The 22,495-nt window shown below is 73.7% G+C and carries 17 protein-coding genes; 8 read left to right on the top strand and 9 right to left on the bottom strand.

What is annotated here, in order from left to right:
- Positions 1-42: 42 nt before the first annotated feature.
- From ABZ497_RS09435 to ssd, 5 genes are all read right to left on the bottom strand, one after another.
- Positions 43-219, bottom strand: coding sequence for a DUF4244 domain-containing protein (locus ABZ497_RS09435; protein WP_329492157.1), 177 nt, complete (start codon positions 217-219; stop codon positions 43-45).
- Between the two features lie 191 nt (positions 220-410).
- Positions 411-1,028, bottom strand: a complete 618-nt coding sequence (locus ABZ497_RS09430; RefSeq protein WP_359804138.1) for a type II secretion system F family protein — start codon at positions 1,026-1,028, stop codon at positions 411-413.
- Positions 1,029-1,312: 284 nt separating this feature from the next.
- On the bottom strand, positions 1,313-2,122 hold the full coding sequence (locus ABZ497_RS09425; protein WP_359804137.1) for a type II secretion system F family protein: 810 nt from the start codon (positions 2,120-2,122) through the stop codon (positions 1,313-1,315).
- Positions 2,123-2,564: 442 nt separating this feature from the next.
- The gene (locus ABZ497_RS09420) at positions 2,565-3,917 is read right to left on the bottom strand and encodes a TadA family conjugal transfer-associated ATPase (protein WP_359804136.1); all 1,353 of its coding nucleotides are present in this window, start codon (positions 3,915-3,917) and stop codon (positions 2,565-2,567) included.
- Positions 3,917-5,041 (bottom strand): septum site-determining protein Ssd, encoded by a 1,125-nt coding sequence (gene ssd / locus ABZ497_RS09415; RefSeq protein ID WP_329488506.1) that lies wholly within the window; start codon positions 5,039-5,041, stop codon positions 3,917-3,919. Before ssd ends, ABZ497_RS09420 begins: the two co-directional genes overlap by 1 nt.
- A gap of 937 nt (positions 5,042-5,978) precedes the next feature.
- Between ssd and ABZ497_RS09410 the strand changes: the two genes are divergently transcribed.
- Positions 5,979-6,806 (top strand): HAD-IB family hydrolase, encoded by an 828-nt coding sequence (locus tag ABZ497_RS09410; protein ID WP_359804183.1) that lies wholly within the window; start codon positions 5,979-5,981, stop codon positions 6,804-6,806.
- 537 nt (positions 6,807-7,343) lie between these two features.
- Here ABZ497_RS09410 and ABZ497_RS09405 read toward each other — a convergent pair.
- On the bottom strand, positions 7,344-8,237 hold the full coding sequence (locus tag ABZ497_RS09405) for an oxidoreductase (RefSeq protein WP_359804135.1): 894 nt from the start codon (positions 8,235-8,237) through the stop codon (positions 7,344-7,346).
- Positions 8,238-8,504: 267 nt separating this feature from the next.
- On the opposite strand from ABZ497_RS09405, the gene ABZ497_RS09400 reads away from it, so the two are divergent.
- From ABZ497_RS09400 to acs, 3 genes are all read left to right on the top strand, one after another.
- Positions 8,505-9,497: an ATP-binding protein gene (locus ABZ497_RS09400; protein ID WP_359804134.1), complete on the top strand. Its 993-nt coding sequence runs from the start codon at positions 8,505-8,507 to the stop codon at positions 9,495-9,497.
- A gap of 477 nt (positions 9,498-9,974) precedes the next feature.
- The gene (locus ABZ497_RS09395; protein ID WP_359804133.1) at positions 9,975-12,380 is read left to right on the top strand and encodes a SulP family inorganic anion transporter; all 2,406 of its coding nucleotides are present in this window, start codon (positions 9,975-9,977) and stop codon (positions 12,378-12,380) included.
- Positions 12,381-12,613: 233 nt separating this feature from the next.
- Positions 12,614-14,569, top strand: coding sequence for an acetate--CoA ligase (acs, locus tag ABZ497_RS09390; protein ID WP_359804132.1), 1,956 nt, complete (start codon positions 12,614-12,616; stop codon positions 14,567-14,569).
- Positions 14,570-14,691: 122 nt separating this feature from the next.
- On the opposite strand, the gene ABZ497_RS09385 is transcribed toward acs, so the two are convergent.
- Positions 14,692-15,903, bottom strand: coding sequence for a serine hydrolase domain-containing protein (locus ABZ497_RS09385; RefSeq protein ID WP_359804131.1), 1,212 nt, complete (start codon positions 15,901-15,903; stop codon positions 14,692-14,694).
- A gap of 507 nt (positions 15,904-16,410) precedes the next feature.
- Here ABZ497_RS09385 and nhaA point away from each other — a divergent pair.
- From nhaA to ABZ497_RS09365, 4 genes are all read left to right on the top strand, one after another.
- Positions 16,411-17,811 carry a Na+/H+ antiporter NhaA gene (gene nhaA, locus ABZ497_RS09380; protein ID WP_359804130.1) on the top strand — a complete coding sequence of 467 codons (1,401 nt, stop codon included), beginning with the start codon at positions 16,411-16,413 and terminating at the stop codon, positions 17,809-17,811.
- Between the two features lie 315 nt (positions 17,812-18,126).
- Entirely contained in the window at positions 18,127-18,603 is a 477-nt protein-coding gene (locus ABZ497_RS09375) for a phage holin family protein (RefSeq protein ID WP_329488513.1), read from the top strand.
- A gap of 171 nt (positions 18,604-18,774) precedes the next feature.
- Complete coding sequence (locus tag ABZ497_RS09370; protein WP_359804129.1) at positions 18,775-19,839, top strand: alpha/beta hydrolase; 1,065 nt, start codon at positions 18,775-18,777, stop codon at positions 19,837-19,839.
- A 130-nt stretch (positions 19,840-19,969) separates the two neighbouring features.
- The gene (locus tag ABZ497_RS09365) at positions 19,970-20,179 is read left to right on the top strand and encodes a hypothetical protein (protein ID WP_329488515.1); all 210 of its coding nucleotides are present in this window, start codon (positions 19,970-19,972) and stop codon (positions 20,177-20,179) included.
- Between the two features lie 136 nt (positions 20,180-20,315).
- On the opposite strand, the gene ABZ497_RS09360 is transcribed toward ABZ497_RS09365, so the two are convergent.
- Together ABZ497_RS09360 and ABZ497_RS09355 are read right to left on the bottom strand one after the other, a co-directional pair.
- A complete protein-coding gene (locus ABZ497_RS09360; protein WP_359804128.1) occupies positions 20,316-21,017 on the bottom strand; it encodes a metal-dependent hydrolase in 702 nt (233 codons plus the stop codon).
- A gap of 270 nt (positions 21,018-21,287) precedes the next feature.
- On the bottom strand, positions 21,288-22,472 hold the full coding sequence (locus ABZ497_RS09355; RefSeq protein ID WP_359804127.1) for a MarP family serine protease: 1,185 nt from the start codon (positions 22,470-22,472) through the stop codon (positions 21,288-21,290).
- Between the last annotated feature and the right edge of the window lie 23 nt (positions 22,473-22,495).

Raw genomic sequence — 22,495 nt, 5'->3', positions numbered from 1 at the left:
GCTGCCCCGAATGCCCCGGGAGGCCTGCCGGCCCGCCGGCCGTCACGACGCATGGAGCGCCCGGGTGATGACCTCGGTCAGAGCTTCGACGATGGCCGTGCTCGTCACCACCTTGTACAGCACGGCGGCCAGCGCGCACGCGGCGACCGTGCCCACGGCGTATTCGGCGGTGGTCATTCCGGCGTCCGACCTGCCCCGGGCGCGAGCTGCCCGTCGGATCCGGACGGCCGCCCAGCGACTCCGCCGGCGACACACCCCGAGCAGGCGCCGGTACGGTCGGCCGTTGTCGGCGGGCCGGTGCGCGATCACTGCAGTCATGGATTCTCTCCTTGGGTTCCTTGCCGCTCAGGACCGACTCGCGGCCCGGGCGGTGCTTCGAGTTCGACAGCGGAGGTTTTGAGGTCGTCGATTCAGATCGACCGGGCGAAGCCGGCGGTGAGCCCCATGACCACCGGGACCACGCTGATCAGCACGAACGCGGGGAGGAAGCAGAGCCCCAGCGGCGCCGTGGCGAGCACTCCGGCACGGCGGACGCTGGCGTGCGCCGTGCGGGCGGCGGCGGTCCGACGGGCGTGCGCCAGCCCGACCAGCGGACCGGCCGCCGGGGTTCCGCTCAGACTCGTCCGGACCAGGCAGCGCGCCAGCGGCGCCAAGGCCGGGTGCTCCTCACCCAATCGTCTCCAGCAGAGCTCCGGCGGTGCCCCCAGAGCAAGTTCGGCCGCGATCGTCACCAACCGTGGCCCCATCGGCGCGGCGACGCTCCGGCCGACCGCCGCCACCGCCGCGGCGGGCGAGGCGGCCGACCCGAGGCAGGCCGCGAGCAACTCCGCCGCGAACGGGAGTTGCCGGGCGAGCTGTTCCTCCTCCCACGCGGACAGCCGCTCCGCCGGGGACCGCGCCCTGGTCAGCCACCGGTGCAGACCCACGGCCAGCAGGACGCCTGCCCCCAGGCCTGACCCACCGCCGAGCACGGCGGCCATGACCGTCCCGGCGCAGGCCGCCACCACGGCCCGTTGCGCACGCACCATCGCGGCGATGCCCGGTGCGGCGGACCCGGCGCTCCGGAGGTGGCCCTCTCCCCCGCCGGCCGGCCGCCCGGGCAAGGTCGGCCGCCCGGCCCAGGTCGGCCGATGCCCCCGCGCCGTAGGCCGGCTCGGCCGACCGGGCCGGGAGCGAGCACTGGACCGGAAGCCGCCGGAACGGAGCAGCGCGACCGCCCTCCGGCGGCCGGTCCGCCCCCTCGACCACCGCCGCAGAAACAGCGCTCCCGCTCCCAGCCCTGCCAGGAGGGCGAGCCGCTCGGTACCGAGCGTCACGCCGAAGCCGCCTCGGCACGGAACGAACCGCTCGGCCGACCGGGCCGGGCCCGCGTACGGGAGATGCCGCACCGCCACCCACCGTCCGGCCGGCCGCCGACTGCGCCGCCACCTCCAGGCTCGGCCACGGCCCCGGACCCGACCGTGGCCCCGGCGGCCGTGCCTCCGTCGCCCAGCGGGCCCTCCAGGGCGCCCCGGGAGGCGGCCCGGACGATCCGGGCCGTCCAGGCCGCGCCGAGCCCCTCCAGCGCCGCGCCGCCCGCCAGGCAGGCGAGCCCGGCCGGAGTGTGCAGCAGGACGGTCAGCGGCCGGGCCCCGAGCGCCGCGCCGAGCAGCAACCCGGCGACGGGCAGCGCCGCCAGGACGGCGATCGTCGTCCTCGGCGCGGCCAGCTCGGCCGCGATCTCCTCTGCCAACGCCCGTTCGGCCCGCAGTGCCTCGGCGACCCCGTCCAGCCCGGCGGCCAGCCCCGCGCCGCCGTCGGACGTGACGCGCCAGCAGGCGGCGATCGCGGTCGCCCCGCGGCCGCCCGGCAACTCCGCCAGCGACTCGAAGGCACCGGGCACATCTCCGCCGTACCGGCCGGCCGCGAGCCGGGCCACCGGCTCCAGGCCGATCCGGTGCAGGGCCTCGTCGTCCTCGGCGATTCGCGTGGTCACCAGGTGGAGCGCCTGCTCGGGCGTGGCGCCGCTGCGCAACTCCCCGGCCAGTGCCGCGCAGAGGTCCACCACTGCGGCGGCCCGCCGACCGGCCTCCGCCTCCACCGCGCGACGCAGCCGTCGGCGCCGCAAGGGAAGGAAGGCCAAGCCCGCGACCAGCGCTGGCACGGGCGAAGCCGTCACCTGGGCGACTCCCAGCCCGCCGGGCAGGAGGAGCAACTCCGGCGTCAGCCACTCCGGCCGTCGCGGCCGCGCGGCCGAACCGGATCCGACCGCCTCGGGGCTCGACCAGGGCCACCGCCACCGGGGCATCGGCACGCCATCGCTCCCACCCCCTCCCCCACCCGTCCCACCGACGAACAGGAGCCTGGACCGCCTGACTCCCACCACCTGGCGCTGGAGAGCGCTCCACCCCACCGTGGCCACCACACAGAGCATCGCCACCCAGCACAGCTCGATCTGATCTCTCGTCATCCCGCTCACTCCTTTCGCCGTTCACCCTTGCCGCGCCACAACCCCAGTAGCCCGGCCGCACCCACCGCGCACCCGCAGACCAGCAGGCCGAACGCCACCTCGACCGCCCCCGGGATCACGACGGTCCTCCCGCGAGTGCCGCGCCCACCGCCACCCCGCGGGCCGCGAGCAGCCGCAGAAGCCGGTCCCGGCCGGCTCCGGGCACGGTGGCCCCGCCCGCCGTGAACGCCACCGCCGCAGTGGTGACGGCCAGCCCGTCGCGGTCACCGGACAGCGTGTGGATCTCGGCGACCCGGCGCCTCCCGGAGGCCGGCTCCCGCACCAGGTGCACCACCACGTCCAGCGCGGCCCGGAGTTGGCTGTGCAGCGCCGCCCGGTCCAGCCCCGCGAGCGAGCCGAGCGCCTCCAGCCTGACCGGGACGTCCGCCGCGGCGTTCGCGTGCACAGTGCCGCAGCCACCTTCGTGTCCGGTATTCAAGGCGGCCAGCAGGTCGGATACTTCGGCTCCGCGCACCTCCCCCACCACCAGTCGGTCGGGCCGCATCCGCAACGCCTGGCGGACCAGATCCCGCAGGGTCAGCTCACCGAGCCCCTCCTGGTTGGGCGGTCGGCTCTGCAGCCGGACCACATGCGGATGGGCCGGTCGCAGCTCGGCGGAGTCCTCGACGACGACGATGCGCTCGCCGGGCCCGGCCAGCCCGAGCAACGCCGCCAGCAGCGTGGTCTTGCCCGTGCCGGTTCCGCCACTGATCAGCAGGGAGAGCCGGGCCCGCAGGATGCCTGCCAGCAGTTCGGCCCCGGCGGCGGGAAGCGCACCACCGGCCACCAACTCGTCGAGCGTGAACGGGCGGGGCCGGCAGACCCGCAGCGAGATGTGGGTGCACCCGGCCGCGATCGGCGGCAGCACCGCGTGCAACCGGGTGCCGTCCGGCAAGCGGGCGTCCACCCAGGGCCGCGCGTCGTCGAGCCTGCGCCCGGCCGCCGTGGCGAGCCGGTGGGCCAGCCGACGGACCGCTTCGGCGTCGGCGAAGCGGACACCGGTGGCCCTGCGCAGACCGCCGCCCCGGTCGACCCAGACCTCGTCCGGCCCGTTGACGAGTACGTCCGTGACATCGGGCGCCGACAGCAGCCGGTCCAGCGGGCCCGCACCCACCAGCTCGGCGCACAGCGAGCGCACGGTGTCGAGGACTTCGTCTCCGCCGAGCGGCGGCCGGGTCGCCCGGAGCACCGCCGCGACGGACCCGGCGGTCGGCGCGGCGCCCGACTCGGCCAACCTGAGCCGCACCGCGTCGACCAGCGCCGCCGTCCGCTCCTCCCGAGCCGTCCGCCCGTAGGGGGGCGGCTCGGGCTGCCGGCCGGTCTCCGCCGGCCCGGCCGCCGTCACCACGCTGCGCAGCGGCCGGCGCTCCCGCGCACCGAGGCCGCGCCCGGTGGCGTTCGCCCTTCCCGTACCTCCGAGACGAACCATCAGTACACACCTCCGCCCACCGCCGGCACCGGCGGCAGCACCTCGTCCAGGAAGGTCTCGCAGAAACGCGCCAGCGGGCCCTCCGTACGGATCCCCGGCGGTACGCCCTGCTCGGCGTCGGCGGCCAGCCCGGGCTCCGGCTCCAACTCCCCCGCCAGGTGGAGCCGCAGCCCCTGCGCGATCCGGTGGGCCGGGAGCCCGAAGGGCCGCAGCGGGCGCACCACGGCCCGTACGTCGTGGAGCCGCATCCGGACGGATGCCGCGACCCGGTCGGCGGCCGCGACCGCGCGCAGTTCGGCCGGCACCACCAGGAGCGCCAGGTCGGACTGCTCCAGCGCCTGGCCGGCGGCCGGGTCGAGCCGGCGCGGCACGTCGACCACGACCAGCCCGCCCCTGCGCCGGGCGGCGGCCAGCACGCTGCGCATGGCTTCGGGCGGCACGGCGAGCGTGTCGCCGCGGTCCCAGGACAGGCAGGAGAGCGAGGTCAGCCGTTTGAGCACCGGAAGCGCCTTCGCGAGTTCGGCGCCGCTGACCCGGCCCCGCGAACCGGCCAGGTCGGGCCAGCGCAGGCCGCCGGCCGTCTCACCGCCGAGCAGGATGTCGAGGCCGCCGCCCAGCGGATCGCCGTCGACGAGCATGGTCCGCCGGCCCGTGCGGGCGGCTGTGACCGCGAGCGCGCAGGCCAGGGTGGAGGCACCGGCCCCACCCCGGCCGCCGAGGACGGCGACGGTGAGCGCCGAGGTGCCGATGCCCTCGGTGGCGTCCGCGATCCGGTCGAGCAGCCAGGCTTCGGCGTCCGGCAGGAACAGCACGTGCTCGGCGCCGAGTTGGACGGCCCTGACCCAGATGCCCGGGTCGTCCAGGTCGAGCCCGAGCAGCAGTACCCCGGTGCGGCGGGGGAGCCCGGCACAGCGCTCGGCCTGGTCGTCCCCGACGAGTACGAGCGGTGTGCTCTCCCAGAGCCCGCGCGTCGGCGGGGCACCCCGGATCAGCTGCGGCTCGGTACCTGCGGCCGCGCACAGCCGCAGCAGGTGCTCGGCCAGGCCGTCGTCCTCGGTGACGACGAGCGGGCCGGTGGTCGCCGGGCCGTCCGCAGCGGCGTGGTCGGTGAGTGGTGTCGACATGACGGTCTCCCCTGTACGGCGCCCGTACCGCTCGCGCTGAGCGGTACGGGCGCGCATCCGGATGGACGCGGCGGGCGACCGCGCGGCCGGCCCCATGGGGCCCGACCGGCAACCGCTGCCGTGCATCACGGTGGGGGGTGATCCGGATTCCGTCAGCCCCGTTCCGATTCCCTGTGGATAACTTCGTTCACTCGGACAGGGGGCTATTGAGCAATGAATTGACGAAACGGGCTCACCGAGAAGAGTCGGAACATCACGCCGAGGCTGATCGACCCGGCCTCCATCGAGGCCTCCCGAACACGCTCCGGGGTTCTTCGCGCGCTCTTCGAAGCATCCCGAGGGCGTCTTCGTCGGCAGGGTGCCGGCGCACGGCAACCTGAGCAACTGGCTACCGAGAGTGATGAAAGCGGACCGGTGCATCCTCGATCCGACACCCCTTGTAGATCGCCACCGGGCCGGGCGCGGAATCCTCCGCAGCAGCCGTTCAAGCCCTGAAAATGGCCCCGGACGTGCGACGACCCCCGCCGGGGGGGAGAGCGGGGGTCGTCTATCCACAGCCCGACTCGGGGGGGAGGAGCCGGACCGGGTTAGCACGGTCGCGAACGATCCGTGACTTCCATGGTGTACCCGAGCGGCCAGAAACACAAACCCGCGCGGCCATGAGTACGCCGAATGGCGGGCTGTTTTCCAGCGCCCTCTATCCTCGGTTCCCGTGGACACCACCGAGAACGCCGACGAGTACGCCGACGAGTCCCCGGACTCCACCGCCGAGACTGCCGAGACTGCCGGGATCGCCGAGACCATCGAGACCGCGGAGGCCGCGGAGTCCGCCGGGACGACCCGGACGACCGGGGCCGCGGCGGCCTCGATGGTCGCGGCGGCCGAGCAGGACGGCGCCACCGCGGCCGAGGAGCCCGGCGCTCCCGCGGCGGCCGGCCTGCCGGTCACCCGCACGCGCCCGACAGGCCCCAGGACTGCCGCCTTCTTCGACCTCGACAAGACCATCATCGCCAAGTCGAGTGCCCTGGCCTTCAGCCGGCCCTTCTACCAGGGCGGTCTGATCAACCGTCGGGCCGTCCTGCGCAGTGCTTACGCCCAGTTCGTCTTCCTGGTCGGCGGCGCGGACCACGACCAGATGGAGAAGATGCGCGAGTACCTCTCCGCGCTCACCCGGGGCTGGAACGTCCAGCAGGTCCGCGAGATCGTCGCCGAGACCCTGCACAACCTCATCGACCCGATCATCTACGACGAGGCCGCCTCGCTGATCGAGCAGCACCATGCCGCCGGGCGCGACGTGGTCATCGTCAGCAGCTCCGGCTCCGAGGTGGTCGAGCCGATCGGCGCACTGCTCGGCGCGGACCACGTGATCGCCACCCGGCTGAAGATCGAGGACGGCCGGTACACCGGCGAGATCGACTACTACGCCTATGCCGAGAACAAGGCCGCCGCCATCCGGGAGTTGGCCGAGGTCGAGGGGTACGACCTCGCCCAGTGCTACGCCTACAGCGACTCCTCGACGGACCTGCCGCTGTTGGAGGCCGTGGGCCACCCGTCCGCCGTCAACCCGGACCGGGCACTGCGCAAGGAGGCGGTGGCCCGCGAGTGGCCGGTGCTGGTCTTCGACCGTCCGGTGGAACTGCGGCGCCGGCTCCCGGAATTCTCCGCGCCGAGCGGCTCGGTGCTGACGGCGGTGGCGGTCGGCGCCGCGGCGCTGACCGCCGGTGTGATCTGGTACGTGGCGCGCCGCCGCCGTCCGGCGGCCTGAGGGCGCGTGGCCGGCGGCCGGCGCACCGGGTGGGCTGACACTCGGCCCGTGCGCCGGGCGCCTGCCGCTCACGCCGTCCCGGCCTGCCGAAAGTAGCTCCCCCCAAAGAGGTACTTACCCGGGCCCTTCGGATAGAACGGGCAAAAGCCGAAGACTTCTCGATTCGGGTTCCCCTTTCCCCCGAAACGCGATACAAAGGAAGCACGGCCCGCGAGACCCGGTACAGGACCGAAGAGGTCAAACCGACAACGCAGTTCAGGCCCCACGGACCGCACGTACAGATAGTCGGGCACCCACATGCAGCCGACCCGCTGTCGGGCCGCCGCACCAGACGAACGGGCAGGATCCCCGTCTGATGGGCACTTCCGGTGCATGCATGGTCACCCGGCACCTGTACCAGCGGCGGCACCCAGGCAGGATCGGGTGCCGCCGCATCCTTGCTCCCACCGCCCGCCGAACCGCCCGCGTCGCCGAAGCCGGCCGACCCCGCCGGGTCCGGCCCAGGACGCGCCCGGCCGGACCACGCCCCCGAACCGGTCAGACCATGCCGCGCTGCATCGCCTCGCAGACCGCCGTGCTCTCCCGCACGCCCAGCCGCAGCGCTCGGCCGCAGTGGCCGATCCAGGCCGCCAGGCCGTCCGGCGTGCCCGCCAGGTAGCCGGCCAGCGCGCGCCGGTAGGTGTCCGTGCCGAGTTCCGCGAAACCGACCTCGGCCGGGCAGATCGACTTCGGGTCGAGCCCCTCGGCGATCAGGACGATCCGCTGCGCGGCGCGCGCGATCACACCGTTGTACGAGCCGAACGGACGCAGCGCCAACAGCTCCCCGTGCACCACCGCGGCCACCACCAGGGCCGGCGTCCCGACGCCCTGGCCCTCGGCGCGGGCGATCAGCAGGCGGGAGAGCTGGTCCAGCCGGGCGGCGACCTCCTCGGCCCCGGGCGCCGGTGGCGGTTCGACCGCCGGCCCGGCCGGAGCCGCCTCCATCTCGACGCTCTCCACCGGCTTGAGTTCCAGCGGGAACAGGTCTTCCACGCCCTCCCCGGCCCGCCTCGGCCGACCCGCCGCAGGGTCGGCGTCCCCGACCGCCAGCAGGTGCAGCCGGGCCAGCACCTGGAGCGGCGAGTGCCGCCAGATGCTCAGCAGCTGACCGGCCTCGGCCGCGATCCGCAGCGCGGCGCCGACGGTGCGGGACTCCTCGTCGGCGCTGAAGTCGCTGCGGCGCCGGACCTCCTCCAGCGGCCAGTCCGCCCCGGCCAGCGCCGCCGAGGCGCGGGCCCCGCGCAGCGCGGCTTCGGAGGTGACCTCGGCCGCGCGGCGGCGCATCACCCGGTGGCCGTAGAGCCGGTCGACGGCCTTGCGCACCTCGGCCACCGCGTCGGGCACCCCGGGGAGCTGGGCCAGCGGGGCGAGGGGATCTGTTCCTGTGCTCACCTACCCGAGAGTAATGAACGAGGGCCCCCTCCCGGAACAGCAACCCCGCATCACCCGTTCGAGGCAATCCTCACTTCCCTCCGCCGGTGAACCCGAAACCACGGATAACATGACCACTATCGGAGACGATAACGATTTCCAATTCAGGAGATCGTCGGCCTCGGCGCAGCGCGGACGCGACCCGGAAGGGGCGCGCGGAGCGGCCCGGCAGAGGCCCCGAGCAGGCGGCCCCGAGATCGGGCCCCAGAGCGAGAGCGGGAGTCCCAGTTGAAGATCGCCTTCGTCGGCAAGGGCGGCAGCGGCAAGACCACGCTGTCCTCGCTGTTCATCCGCCACCTGGCCGCCGCGGGGCGCCCGGTCATCGCCGTCGACGCCGACATCAACCAGCACCTCGGCCCCGCCCTCGGCCTGACGGACGCTCAGGCGGCGGAGCTGCCGTCGCTCGGCGCCCACCTGCCGGAGATCAAGGAGTACCTGCGCGGCGACAATCCGCTGATCCGGTCCGCCGAGGAGATGATCAAGACCACGCCGCCCGGCCGCGGTTCGCGCCTGCTGCGGATCGTCGAGGAGAACCCGGTGTACGCGGCCTGCGCCCGTCCGATCGCGCTCGACGAGGGATCCGTACGACTGCTGGCCACCGGCGCCTTCACGGAGGAGGACCTCGGGGTGGCCTGCTACCACTCCAAGGTCGGCGCGGTCGAGCTGCTGCTCAACCACCTGGTGGACGGCCGGGACGAGTACCTGGTCACCGATATGACGGCGGGCTCGGACTCGTTCGCCTCCGGGCTGTTCACCCGCTTCGACCTGACCTTCCTGGTGGCCGAGCCGACCCGCAAGGGCGTCTCGGTGTACCGCCAGTACAAGGACTACGCCCGGGACTTCGGCGTCCGCCTGCGCGTGGTCGGCAACAAGGTGCAGAGCGCCGAGGACCTGGAGTTCCTGCGCGCCGAGGTCGGCGACGACCTGCTGACCACCTTCGGGCAGTCCGACTGGGTGCGCCGGCTGGAGCGCGGCGCCGAGCCTCCGCTGCGCGCCCTGGAGCCGGGCAACCGCGCCGTGCTGGAGCAGCTGCGCGCCGAGGCCGACGCCGCCCACGAGCGGCGGGACGCCCTCCGCTACACCGAGCAGGCCGTCCTCTTCCACCTCCGCAACGCGGAGAGCTGGGCCAACGCCAAGGTCGGCATCGACCTCGCCACCCAGGTGGACGGCGACTTCGTGCTCGGCGGCCGGCGGCCCGCCCCGGCCGGCGCCCACGCCTGACGGCCGATCCCGCCCCACCCTCGGACGCCGCGCCGGAGCGCGTCCCGGTCGCACGCCCGCCCCGCCGCCGCCCATGGGCCGTGGCTTCCCCCCGTCCCCGGGGAAGCCACGGCCCATTTGCGCGTGTTCGATGCCGCCACGGGCGCCACCAGCAGATTTCCGCCCGTTCGAACACCACCCAATGGGGTGAATCAAGGGCGCTGGACCTACCGCCCGAGATGACGCTGTGCAAAGCTTTCATTACTCTCGGTTTACCGAGTCTTGATGGTCCTCTCTGCGGCCTGGTCCTCCCCGGCTTCTTCGAGGCCCCTTGATGGTCCACGGCCCGGCCGGTGACACCCGCAATCCCCGCCGCGCCCCACGCCATCCCGCCACACCGTCGCGACCCACGACAGCCGATCCGACTCCCCGAGCCCCCACAACCGGACTCACCACCGGACCTGACTGCGTTCGTTCCCCCGGACAGACGGGAAGACAATGACCCTCGACATCTCCAGCGCACCCATCGCCTCCGACACCAAGGACCACGCCCCGCCCGGACCGCCCTCTCGCGGTCACTGGACGCAGGACCTCTCCGCCTCCCTGGTGGTCTTCCTGATCGCGGTGCCGTTCTCCCTCGGCATCGCCCTGGCCACCGGCGCCCCGCTCACCGCCGGGCTCGCCGCGGCCGCCGTCGGCGGCATCGTGGTCGGCTTCTTCGGCGGCACTCCCCTCCAGGTCAGCGGCCCCTCCGCCGCGCTGACCGTGATCACCGCCGGGCTGATCACCCAGTACGGCTGGCAGGCCACCTGCGCCATCACGCTCGCCGCCGGGCTGCTCCAGCTCCTGCTCGGCGTCCGCCGGGTGGCCCGGACGGCGCTCGCCGTCTCGCCCGCCATCGTGCACGGCATGCTGGCCGGCGTCGGCCTCACCATCGCCATCGCCCAGTTGCACGTCGTCCTCGGGGGATCCCCGCAGAGCTCCGCACTGGCCAATCTGCGCGCGCTGCCGAGCCAGTTGGCGGGCCCGCACCCGTCCGCGCTGGTCGTCGGCACGGTCACCGCCGCCGTCCTGCTCGGCTGGCCCAGGCTCGGCCGACTCCCCGGCAGGGCCGGGGCGTTCGGTGCCCGGCTGACCAAGGTGCCGGGCCCGCTGGTCGCCGTCGGCGCCGCCACCGCGCTCGCGATGGCCCTCGGGCTGCAGCTCGCCCGGGTCGAACTGCCCGCCTGGGAGCCGCACGACCTCGTCCCCGACCTGCCGCACGGGCCGATCGCCGCGATCCTGGCCGCCGTGCTGACCGTCACCGCCGTGGCGAGCGTCGAGTCGCTGCTCTCCGCCGTCGCCATCGACCGGATGGCCCACCGCACCGGGGACCTCGACCGCGAGCTGCGGGGCCAGGGCCTCGCCAACATGATCAGCGGCCTGCTCGGCGGGCTGCCGATCGCCGGCGGCGCGGTGCGCAGCACGGCCAACGTCCGGGCCGGCGCACAGACCAGGTGGTCCTCGATCCTGCACGGCGTCTGGGTGCTCGCGGCCGCGCTGGCGCTCACCGGCGGGCTCCGCCGGATCCCGCTCGCCGCGCTGGCCGCGCTCGTGCTGGTGGTCGGCCTGCAGATGGTCAGCTTCGCGCACATCCGCAAGGTGCACCGGCACCGCGAGTTCCCGGTCTACCTCGCCACCGTGCTCGGCGTGGTGCTGCTCGGCGTCCTGCCCGGGGTGGCGCTGGGCGCCGCGACGGCCGTCCTGCTCGCGCTCTACCGCCTGACCCGCGCCCATGTGGACGTCCTGGCCGGCCCCGACGGCTCCTTCACGGTGCAGACGCACGGGCCGCTCACCTTCACCGCCGTGCCCCGGCTGAGCCGCGCGCTGGCCGGTATCCCCGCCGCCGCCGACGTGGCGGTCGTCCACGACGGCTCCTTCCTGGACCACGCCGCGTACGAGACGCTGCACAGCTGGCGGACGGGCCGCCAGGCGGCCGGCGGCCAGGTGTCCATGGTGACGCGGCGCCAGGACGACGAGGTCCTCGATCCCGACGGCACCGTCCGGGCGGGCAGTTCCTCCGGCCCGCACCGCTGCCGCGCCTGGACGCCCTGGGTCGGCCACCACTGCATCGACCAGCAGGAGGATCCGCACGGCCGGCTCCTGGACGGCGTCCGGGTGTTCCAGCTGCACACCGCTCCGCTGGTCCGCCCCGAGCTCGCCCGGCTCGCCCGCGAAGGCCAGACGCCCTCCCAGCTGTTCCTGACCTGCTCCGACTCGCGCCTGGTCACCAGCATGATCACCAACAGTGGGCCCGGCGACCTGTTCACCGTTCGCAACGTGGGCAACCTCGTACCGGCGCCGTTCGAGCCGGGCGCCGCCGACGACTCGGTGGCCGCCGCGGTGCAGTACGCCGTCGAGGTACTGGAGGTGCGCTCCATCACGATCTGCGGGCACTCCGGCTGCGGGGCCATGAAGGCCCTGCTGGACGGCGTCCACGACCGCCCCGGGCCGCCGACCGCGCTCACCCGCTGGCTGCGCAACGGCCGCGGCTCGCTCGACCGGCTGCGCCGCGTGCCCGCCGAGTTCGCCAGCCGCCCGGTGGCCGACGTGGTGGAGCAGCTCTGCATCACCAACGTGGTCCAGCAGCTGGACCAGCTGATGGCGAACCCCGCCGTGGAGCGCCGGGTCGCCGAGGGGAGCCTGCGGCTGGTGGGGATGTACTTCGACTTCGCCACCGCCCAGGCCTACGTGCTCGACCGGGAGAGCGGCCGGTTCAGTCCGGTCGAGGCCCTGGGCGGCACGGCGGGCCCGGCACCCTGCGACACGCCCGGGCGAATGAGTGAAATCGAAGAGGTCTCCGCCCCCGGCGCGGACCTCGCCACGGCAGCCGTCACCGGGGGCGACCCCCGGCTGGCCGCCTGAGAGCCGGGCCCGTGTCCCGCCGGGGCGGGCCGGGGCACGGGCCCAGTTCTCCGTACCGCCACCGAGGCTCTCCTCCTTCGGCCTACTGTTCGACTCTCGGTCAAAGGTCTACACCAATTACCCGGCGCCTCTTGTCAACCGACCACTTCGCCTGGTGAGCTGTGCGCTGGGACACACGGGACAATCCCCACGCACGGGATTGACCCCGATCATGACTCGATGAGGAGTGCGCGTTGAGCAACGAGAGCCTGGCCAACCTGCTCAAGGAGGAGCGGCGCTTCGCCCCGCCGGCAGAGCTCGCCGCAGCCGCCAACGTCACCGCGGCCGCGTACGCGCAGGCCTCCGAGGACCGCCTGGGCTTCTGGGCCGAGCAGGCCCGCCGCCTCACCTGGGCCGTGGAGCCCACCGAGACGCTCGACTGGTCCAACCCGCCGTTCGCCAAGTGGTTCGCGGACGGCAAGCTCGACGTCGCGTACAACTGCGTCGACCGCCACGTCGAGGCGGGCAACGGCGACCGGGTCGCGATCCACTTCGAGGGCGAGCCCGGCGACAGCCGCTCGATCACCTACGCCCAGCTCAAGGACGAGGTCTCGCAGGCCGCCAACGCGCTGCTGGAGCTCGGCGTCGCCAAGGGCGACCGGGTGGCGATCTATCTGCCGATGATCGCCGAGGCGGTCGTCGCGATCCTGGCCTGCGCCCGGATCGGCGCCACCCACTCCGTGGTCTTCGGCGGCTTCTCGGCCGACGCCGTCGCCTCCCGGATCCAGGACGCCCAGGCCAAGCTGGTCATCACCGCCGACGGCGGCTACCGCCGCGGCAAGCCGTCCGCGCTCAAGCCCGCCATCGACGAGGCGCTGACCAAGGCCGACGGCGTCGAGCACGTCCTGGTGATCCGCCGCACCGGCCAGGAGGTCTCCTGGACCGAGGGCCGCGACGTCTGGTGGCACGAGATCACCGGGCGTCAGTCCACCGAGCACACCCCCGAGGCGCACGACGCCGAGCACCCGCTCTTCATCCTCTACACCTCGGGCACCACCGGGAAGCCCAAGGGCATCCTGCACACCTCGGGCGGCTACCTCACCCAGGCCAGCTACACCCACCACGCCGTCTTCGACCTCAAGCCGGAGACCGACGTCTACTGGTGCACCGCCGACATCGGCTGGGTCACCGGACACTCCTACATCGTCTACGGCCCGCTCTCCAACGGCGCCACCCAGGTCATCTACGAGGGCACCCCGGACACCCCCCACCAGGGCCGGTTCTGGGAGATCGTCCAGAAGTACGGCGTGACCATCCTCTACACCGCGCCCACCGCGATCCGGACCTTCATGAAGTGGGGCGACGACATCCCCGCGAAGTTCGACCTCTCCTCGCTGCGGGTGCTGGGCAGCGTCGGCGAGCCGATCAACCCCGAGGCCTGGGTCTGGTACCGCGAGCACATCGGCGGCGGCAAGGCTCCCATCGTGGACACCTGGTGGCAGACCGAGACCGGCGCCATGATGATCAGCCCGCTGCCGGGCGTCACCGAGACCAAGCCGGGCTCCGCCCAGCGCGCCCTGCCGGGCATCGCCGCCACCGTCGTCGACGACGAGGCCAACGAGGTCCCCAACGGATCCGGCGGCTACCTGGTGCTCACCGAGCCGTGGCCGTCCATGCTGCGCACCATCTGGGGCGACGACCAGCGCTACATCGACACCTACTGGTCGCGCTTCCAGGGCCGGTACTTCGCCGGTGACGGCGCCAAGAAGGACGAGGACGGCGACATCTGGCTGCTCGGCCGGGTCGACGACGTCATGCTCGTCTCCGGCCACAACATCTCGACCACCGAGGTCGAGTCGGCCCTGGTCGGCCACCCGGCCGTCGCCGAGTCCGCCGTGGTCGGCGCCGCCGACGCCACCACCGGCCAGGCCATCGTCGCCTTCGTCATCCTGCGCGGCACCGCCACCGACAGCGCCGAACTGGTCGAGGAACTGCGCGCGCACGTCGGCCGCACGCTCGGCCCGATCGCCAAGCCGAAGCAGATCAAGGTCGTCGGCGAGCTGCCGAAGACCCGCTCCGGCAAGATCATGCGCCGCCTGCTGCGCGACATCGCCGAGGGCCGCGAGGTCGGCGACACCACCACGCTGGCCGACAGCTCGGTGATGAGCCTGATCCAGTCCCAGCTGCCGCCCGCAGGCAGCGAGGGCTGACACCCCGTCGAACGATGCGGTGCCCCGGGCGATCGTGACCACCCGGGGCACCGCTGTCCGCTACCGGCGGCGCGGAGCCTCCCGCACCTCCCGGCGCTTCGCGCGGATCCGCTTCGGCGGGATCACTCCCCCTGCGACCGGCGCTCGGTGACCAGCGTGCGCAGGGTGTCGTACGCGCTCTGGGCGAAGCTCCGGCTGCGCAGCGGCAGCGTGTCGGCCATCACCGCCAGTCCCACCTGCGCACGCGGGCTGAATCCGACGAAGGTGGTGAACCCCCGGGTGACTCCGGCGTGATCGGCCACCTCGTCGTCGAACTCCCGGCCGGTGCCACCCGAGGCAACAGCCACCATGGCACCGATACCGTCGCCGACACCACCGACACCACCGACGCCACCACCCGTGACGCCGCGCAGACCGTCACGCAGGTCGTCGCCCAGCGGGCTGCCGGCCGGTTCGGCCGCCGGGCGGCCCGCTTCCGGAGCCGTCGGGACCGAGCGGTGGTTCCAGCCCAGGCAGATCCGTGCCCCTCCCCGCCGTCGATCCACTCGCGGGCGCCGGACCTCGCCCAGCGCCCTCCGCAGCACCGAAGCGTCGGCCCGGGCGGGCAGCGAGACGGCGTCCAGCGCCAGATGCGCCTGCAGATAGCGGAGCATGTCGTCCACCGTGGAGCGCAGCGCCGAGGCGCCGGGCAGCGCGGGCAGCCGGAAGGACGGGACACGCCGGCCGCGCCGGTATCCGGCGGCGTCCTCGCGGCCCGGGCCGCAGGAGGTGTCCACCAGGCCGAGCGGCCCGCAGACCCTGGCCTCCAGCAGGTCCTCGTAGCGCTGCCCGGCCGCGTTGGCCAGCAGCAGTCCGAGCAGCCCGAAGCCGAGGTTCGAGTAGCGCACCTGCGCGCCCGGAGTACCGCGGACCGGGGTGCGGGGCAGCGCCCCGAGCAGGTGGGCCGGGCCGAACGTGGCGTAGGGGCTGGTGAACCACCGGGGGGCCATCGCCGGCAGCAGTCCGACCGGCAGCCGGGGCAGTCCCGAGGTGTGGGTGGCCGGGTGGAGCAGGGTGATCGGCCGCTCGCGCGGGTACCCGGGCGCGGCGCCGGCGGGGAGGTAGCGGTCGATCGGGTCGTCGTAGCCGACCTCGCCGCGGGTGGCCATCTCGGCGAGCAGCAGTCCGGTGAAGGTCCTGGTGACGGAGCCGAGCGCGAAGCGGGTGTCGGCACGGACGGGGCGCTCGCTGGAGCGGTCGGAGCGGTCGGAGTGGCCGCGACAGGCGACGGTCCGTTCATCGCCGCGGATCACCACGACGGCGGAGCCGCTGCCCGGAGCGGTGGCACGGAACAACGGGCGGAGCAGACGACCGAGTTCGGGGCCGGGCTCGGTGACGGTGGCGGTGGCGGTGGCCGGAGCAGCGGCGGCGACAACGGGGTCGGCGGCGCCCGGGGGCGTACGTGGAGCCGTTCACCGGTCAGCGCTCCTGCGGAGCGGTCGGTCGGACGGCAGGGGCCAGTAAGAGGGGCGGTCTGGGCATCGTCAGGTCCCACAGGAGGGCAACGGGGAGTCGCGCCACCCGATCGGGTGGCACTGCGATCGACGACAGGAAGGCGTTCACCCGTCTGCACGCGGCCGACTCCATTCGGGTGCCGCGGCCGAGTGCAGCACGGGACACCAAGGCCTACGTCCTGAATTATGACAATGCGGATATCCCACTCCGGTTCCGGCTAGACTGTCAAAGACGCAACAAGATCTCCTCCGGGAATCGGTCGCGTCACAGGGCGCGCCGGGAAGTCTGGTCGGCACTGCACCACAGGTGCATCCGTACACCGTTCCCCCGCCCGAGGAGGTCCCCGCGTGACCGACCAGCAGCCCGTCAACGAGCCGACCCGGCGACGCCAGTTCCTCGGCAGACTTCCCCTCCCCGAGCGGACCTACATCGCCGACGCCCTGCGCACCGAGACCGTCGGTGGCGTGCTGCTGCTGATCGCTGCCGTCGTCGCACTGATCTGGGCCAACGTCTGGCCGGCCGCGTACGAGAGCGTCCTCGACTACACGATCGGGCCGTCCACGCCGCTCCACCTGGACCTCAGCCTGGGTTCCTGGGCCAAGGACGGTCTGCTGACCATCTTCTTCTTCGTCGCCGGCATCGAGCTCAAGCGCGAGTTCGTGGCTGGCGAGCTGCGCAGTCCCAGTGCCGCGATGCTGCCGGTCATAGCCGCGGTCTGCGGCGTCGCCCTGCCCGCGATCATCTTCGCCCTCGCCAACTCCGGCAGTGGCGGCCACCCGGGCGGCTGGGCGATCCCGACCGCGACCGACATCGCCTTCGCACTCGGCGTGCTGGCCGTGGTCGGCACCCATCTGCCCTCCGCGCTGCGGGCCTTCCTGCTCACCCTCGCCGTGGTGGACGACCTGATCGCGATCCTGATCATCGCCGTCTTCTACAGCTCCGGCATCAAGTTCTGGGCGCTGGGGCTGGCCTTCGCCGGCCTGGTCCTGTTCTGGTTCCTGCACCGGCGCGGTGTGCACGGCTGGTACCTGTTCGTCCCGCTCGCCTTCGTGATCTGGGCGCTGATGCACGAGAGCGGCGTGCACGCCACGGTGGCGGGCGTCGCGATGGGCCTGATCCTGCGCTGCCACCGGGTGGGCGACGAGAAGTACTCCCCCGGCGAGCACATCGAGCACCTCGTCCGACCGCTCTCGGCCGGGTTCGCCGTCCCCGTGTTCGCGCTGTTCGCGGCAGGGGTGGCGATTTCCGGGTCGGCCCTCGCCGACGTGTTCACGCAGGCCACCCCGCTCGGGATCGTCCTCGGTCTGCTGGTCGGCAAGACCGTCGGCATCTTCGGCGGCACCTGGCTGGCCGCCCGCTTCACCCGGGCCGAGCTGAATCCGCAGCTCAAGTGGGCCGACATGTTCGCGGTCTCGGTGCTCGCGGGGATCGGCTTCACCGTGTCCCTGCTGATCAGCGAGTTGGCCTTCCCCGACGACGCCGACCTCGCCGACCTCTCCAAGGCTGCCGTGCTGGTGGGCTCGCTGCTCTGCGCGCTGGTCGCCACCGTGCTGCTGAAGCTGCGCAACCGGCACTACCGGGAACTCTGTGAGGAGGAGGACCGCGACGTGGACGGCGACGGCATCCCCGACGTCTACCAGCAGGACGATCCGGCCTGGCAGGCCCGGGTGGCGGAGGCGGCCCGCCGGTCGGCCGAGAGCGGCCCCGGCGGCACCGGACCGGGACCCGGCTCCGGGCCCGCCCGCTGACGGTCCGCCGACGGGTGCGAGGCGGCGGGGGCCGAAGGCGGTGGCCCCCGGCATCACTGCGGCGGCCCGCCCCGCCCGACGGAGCGCGCCCGCCACGGCCGGGCGCGCTCTCCCCGAACGGGACACGTACCCCGGGCGGGGCCCCGGAGTGGTGTGCGACTGACCGGTAGGGGCATGATTCTGAGCTGTCGACAGTCCACAGACGCCGCCGGCCGCCCCGATCCCCGGAGCGGTCCCCGATGACGGCCCCCGGAACGACCGGGAGCCGCACCGCCCGGCGGCGTCGTGCCGCACAGCCGCAGAGGAGAACCGCTGATGCCCGCAGGAGCCGCAGACCCGTCCAGCAACGGCCGGGCGCCCTACGAGGGCGAGCGTTCGGTGGGGCAGCTGTTCGCGGCGGCCACCACCGACCTGTCCGCCCTGGTCCACGACGAGATCGCGCTCGCGAAAGCGGAGCTCCGCGCGGACGTCAAGCGCGGCGTCTCCGGGGGTGTGTCGCTGACGGTCGCCGGCGTGGTGGCGCTGGCCGCGGTGCCGATGCTGAGCGCGGCGGCGGCGTACGGGATCCACGCCCTGGGCCTGTCGCTCGGCTGGTCGTTCCTGATCGTGGCCGGCGCGTACCTGCTGCTGGCGCTGCTGCTCGGGCTGCTGGCGCTGCGTTCGTTCAAGCGGATCGAGAAGCCGCACCGCACCATCGAGGGCGCCCAGAAGACCGCGGACGTGCTCAAGAACGCCCGCCCCCGCCCGGCCACCCAGGAGGAGATCGACCGGGCCCTCGGCCGCATCCCGTAGGCACCGACCGAAACGCCCCGCGCCCCCGGCCACCTCGCGCTCATCCACCCCGCGCCCGGTGGCCGGGGCGCGTCCGGTTCGCTCCGCTCCGGTCCCGTCCGGTGCGGTCGGGACGCCCCGGGAGCGAGTGCCGACCACGTACCCGGCGCGCCGATGTGACACGCTCTCGGTATGCCGCTCGACCAGAAGCCCGTGCCCGCGCAGCCGTCCGCCAGCTCCGGCCCCGACCGCACGCCCGGTCAGGACGGCGTCGACCACGGTCAGGACGCCGCCGAGGAGGCGGTCGACGCGCCAGGGGCGGGCGAGGACGGCCCCACCGGGGCCGTGCCAGCGGCGCCCTGGGACGTCCGGCAGGCGGGTCCGTGGAAGCACCGCGACCTGGCGGCCAACGGCGCCCGGTTCCACATCGCCGAGCTGGGCGAGGGCCCGCTGGTCCTGCTGGTGCACGGCTGGCCCGAGTACTGGTGGGCCTGGCGCCACCAGCTGACCGCGCTCGCCGAGGCCGGCTACCGGGCCGTCGCGCTGGACCTGCGGGGCATCGGCGGCAGCGACCGCACCCCCCGCGGCTACGACCCGGGCAACCTCGCGCTGGACATCACCGGCGTGATCCGCTCGCTCGGCGAGCGCCGGGCGCACCTGGTGGGCCACGCCTCCGGCGGCACGCTCTCCTGGGTGGCGGCGGTGATGCGGCCGTCGGTGATCCAGAGCCTCACCGTGGTCTCGGCCGCGCACCCCCGGGACCTCCGCCGGGCGCTGCTGACGGACCGCCGCCAGATGGCCGCCTTCGAGCACGTGCTGGGCTTCCAGCGGCCGTGGATACCGGAACGCCGCCTGGTCGCCGACGACGCCGCGCTGGTGGGCCGCTACCTGGACGCCTGGACGGGACCGAACCAGCTGGACCGGACGGCGGTGGCCGCGTACCGGCAGGCGATCCAGATCCCCAGCACCGCGCACTGCTCGATCGAGCCGTACCGCTGGCTGCTGCGGTCGATGGCCCGCCCGGACGGCATCCAGTTCGCCCGCCGGATGAAGAAGCCGATCACCGCGCCCACCCTGCACGTCCAGGGCGCCGCCGACCCGGTGCTGCTGTCGCACACCGCGCTGGGCGGCGGCGAGTACGTGGCCGCTCCGTACCGGTGGCGGCTGCTGCCCGGGATCGGGCACTTCCCGCACGAGGAGGCGCCGGAGCAGTTCACCGCCGAGCTACTGGACTGGATCGGCCGCCACAAGGACTGAGAGCCTCCGCATCCGGACGCGGAAGCGGAGCCCAACTCCCTTCATATTGCGCTCATATGACAAACGCATAGGCCATGTTGACGACACCCCGGGCGGTTATCCCGGCCGACCCAGGGGCATCCATTGCGGTATGACCTGGATGCCCGATCACGGCAGCGCTCCGCGCAGCCGACGCCACAACAGCTCGCAGAGGTCCGGCCACCGCCCCGACTGGGCGGACGACCTGGGTCACGACGGCACCGACCGCCGCCGGAGCACGGCGCAGCGGCAGCTCGGCATCCCGCGCATCCTCGGCCGCCGCGCCCGCTGGGTGGGCGCGCGGCTACGGCGCGAGAGCTGAGCCTCCGCGCCGGGGCGGCGCGAACGAGAACCGGGGCCGGACGCGGCCCGGCCCGATCCGACAGTCCGAGCGACCGGCGACCCCGCGGCCGGTCCGGTTCAGCGACCGGACCGGCGCGGCGGTCGGCCCACCCGGGTCAGTTCACCCACGTCGGTGACACCGCGGTGAACCAGAGCAGCACGAAGGTCGCCACCGACATGATCGGCACCAGCACCTTCGTCTCGACGCTGTTGCCGCTGCGCTTGATCAGCACCACCTCGTAGCGCTCCTTGTGCGGCCAGAGCAGCGGCGCGCCCTTCTTCGTCAGGCAGTCGCCCAGCAGGTGCGCCAGCGCGCCCAGCGCCACCGCGTACGGCAGCCAGCCGGGGGCGTTCGGCATCCAGCTGTTCATCCCGGCGGTGCCCAGCGCGGCGAGGCCGATGATGGTGATCCACGCCGTCGGGCCGTCGCCCGGCGGGTGCAGCCGCAGGGCGCGGATCGCGAGCGCCAGGAGGAAGAACGTCATGCCCAGGGTGAAGTTCCGGCCCAGGTAGGTGACGCCGGCCCAGGTGCCGCCCCCCATCAGCGCGACGAACAGCAGCGAGTGGGTGGCGTGCCGGTGTCCGCCGGAGATCCAGGCCACGAGGCGGCAGAGCAGCCGGGAGACCGGGCCGAGGAAGTTGGCGATCGTCCCGTCGTGGTGGTCGAGGTCGGGGAGCAGGGCGGCGCCGGCGCAGAGCACCGTGCCCATCAGGATGTCCGCCGGCTGCAGGGCGGTGTCGAGCAGCAGCGGCGGCAGGAACGGTGCCGAGGCCGCGTACAGCATCGCCCCGCTGACCGCGTGCGAGTGACCCATCATCGGACGCCGCCGACCTCCGCTCGGCCCACCCCGGGACGGCACCCGGTTGAGCCGAACGGGTGAGCGCGGCCGACGCTACCAGCCGGGGCCGACGACGTGGCGGACATCGGACACACCGGTGGCCCACAGCCAGGTCGGACCGGCCGGATCGGATCGGCCAGGTCGGAGCGGGCAGGTCCTGACCGGCCGGATCGGATCAGCCAGGTCGGACCGGCCGGATCGCAGCGGGCAGGTCCTGACCGGCCGACACGAGGGCGACGGCCGGCCGCGTCAGAGCGCGCAGCCCTGGGTGTCCACCCGGGTCGCCGCGGTGCTGCCCTTCTCGGCGTCCTCGCGCACCTCGGCCGCGGTCAGCACGTACCCGGTGTCCGCGCTGTCCAGCGACTTGGCGAAGACCACGCCGAAGACCTGGCCGTCCGGGGTGAGCAGCGGGCCGCCGCTGTTGCCCTGGCGGACCAGCGAGCGCACCGAGTAGACGTCGCGGACGACCTGGCCGCGGTGGTAGATGTCCGGGCCGTTGGCCTGGATCCGGCCGCGGATACGGGCCGGCTGGACGTTGAAGGCGCCGTTCTCGGGGAAGCCGGCCACGATCGCGTTGTCGTTGGTCTTCGCCTCGCCCGCGAAGGAGAGCGCGGGAGCGTTCAGCTTCGGCACGTCCAGGATCGCGATGTCGCGCTGCCAGTCGTAGCGGACGACGGTGGCGTCGTAGAGCTGGCCGACGCCGCCGATCTGCACGGTGGGCTCGTCGACCCCGCCGACCACGTGGGCGTTGGTCATCACCCGGTGCGGCGCGAAGACGAAGCCGCTGCCCTCCAGGGTCTTGCTGCAGGCGGTGGCGGTGCCGACCACTTTGACCAGGCTCTGCTTGGCCCTGGCCACGGCCGGGCTGGCGGCCAGCGCCGGATCGGGGGTGTCGACCTGGGTGATCGGCTCGTGCTCGAAGGGGTTGAAGACCTGCGGGAAGCCGTTGCGGGCGAGCACCTTGGAGAAGTCGGAGAACCAGTTCGGCGCGTCCGAGGGCAGCGTGTCCTGGACGCCGCCGAGGATCGCCGAGGTGCGGACCTGCTTGGAGACCGTGGGCAGGGAGGTGCCGGCGAGCGCCGAGCCGATCAGCCAGGCCACCAGCAGCATCGAGATCACGTTGACCACCGCGCCGCCGGCGGCGTCCAGCGCCTTCGCCGGCCGGCGGTCGATGTGGCCGCGCAGCTTCCAGCCGAAGTGGGTGGTGACCGCCTGGCCGACCGCCGCGAGCACGATGACCACCACGACGGCCACCACCGAGGCGGTGGTGCCGGGGCTGAGGTGGTCGAGCAGCAGCGGGAGCAGCTGGACGGCGATCAGGCCGCCGCCGAGGAAGCCGAGGACCGACATCACGCCGACCACGAAGCCCTGCCGGTAGCCCGACACGGCGAATCCCACGGCGGCGGCGATCAGCAGCAGATCCAGGACGTTCACTCCGACACCCTCCCACGGCGGGC

This window comes from Kitasatospora sp. NPDC005751 (assembly GCF_040630835.1).
Taxonomy (GTDB): domain Bacteria; phylum Actinomycetota; class Actinomycetes; order Streptomycetales; family Streptomycetaceae; genus Kitasatospora.
The sequence above is the reverse complement of the archived record's forward strand: the minus strand, read 5'-3'. Positions and strand labels throughout refer to the sequence as shown.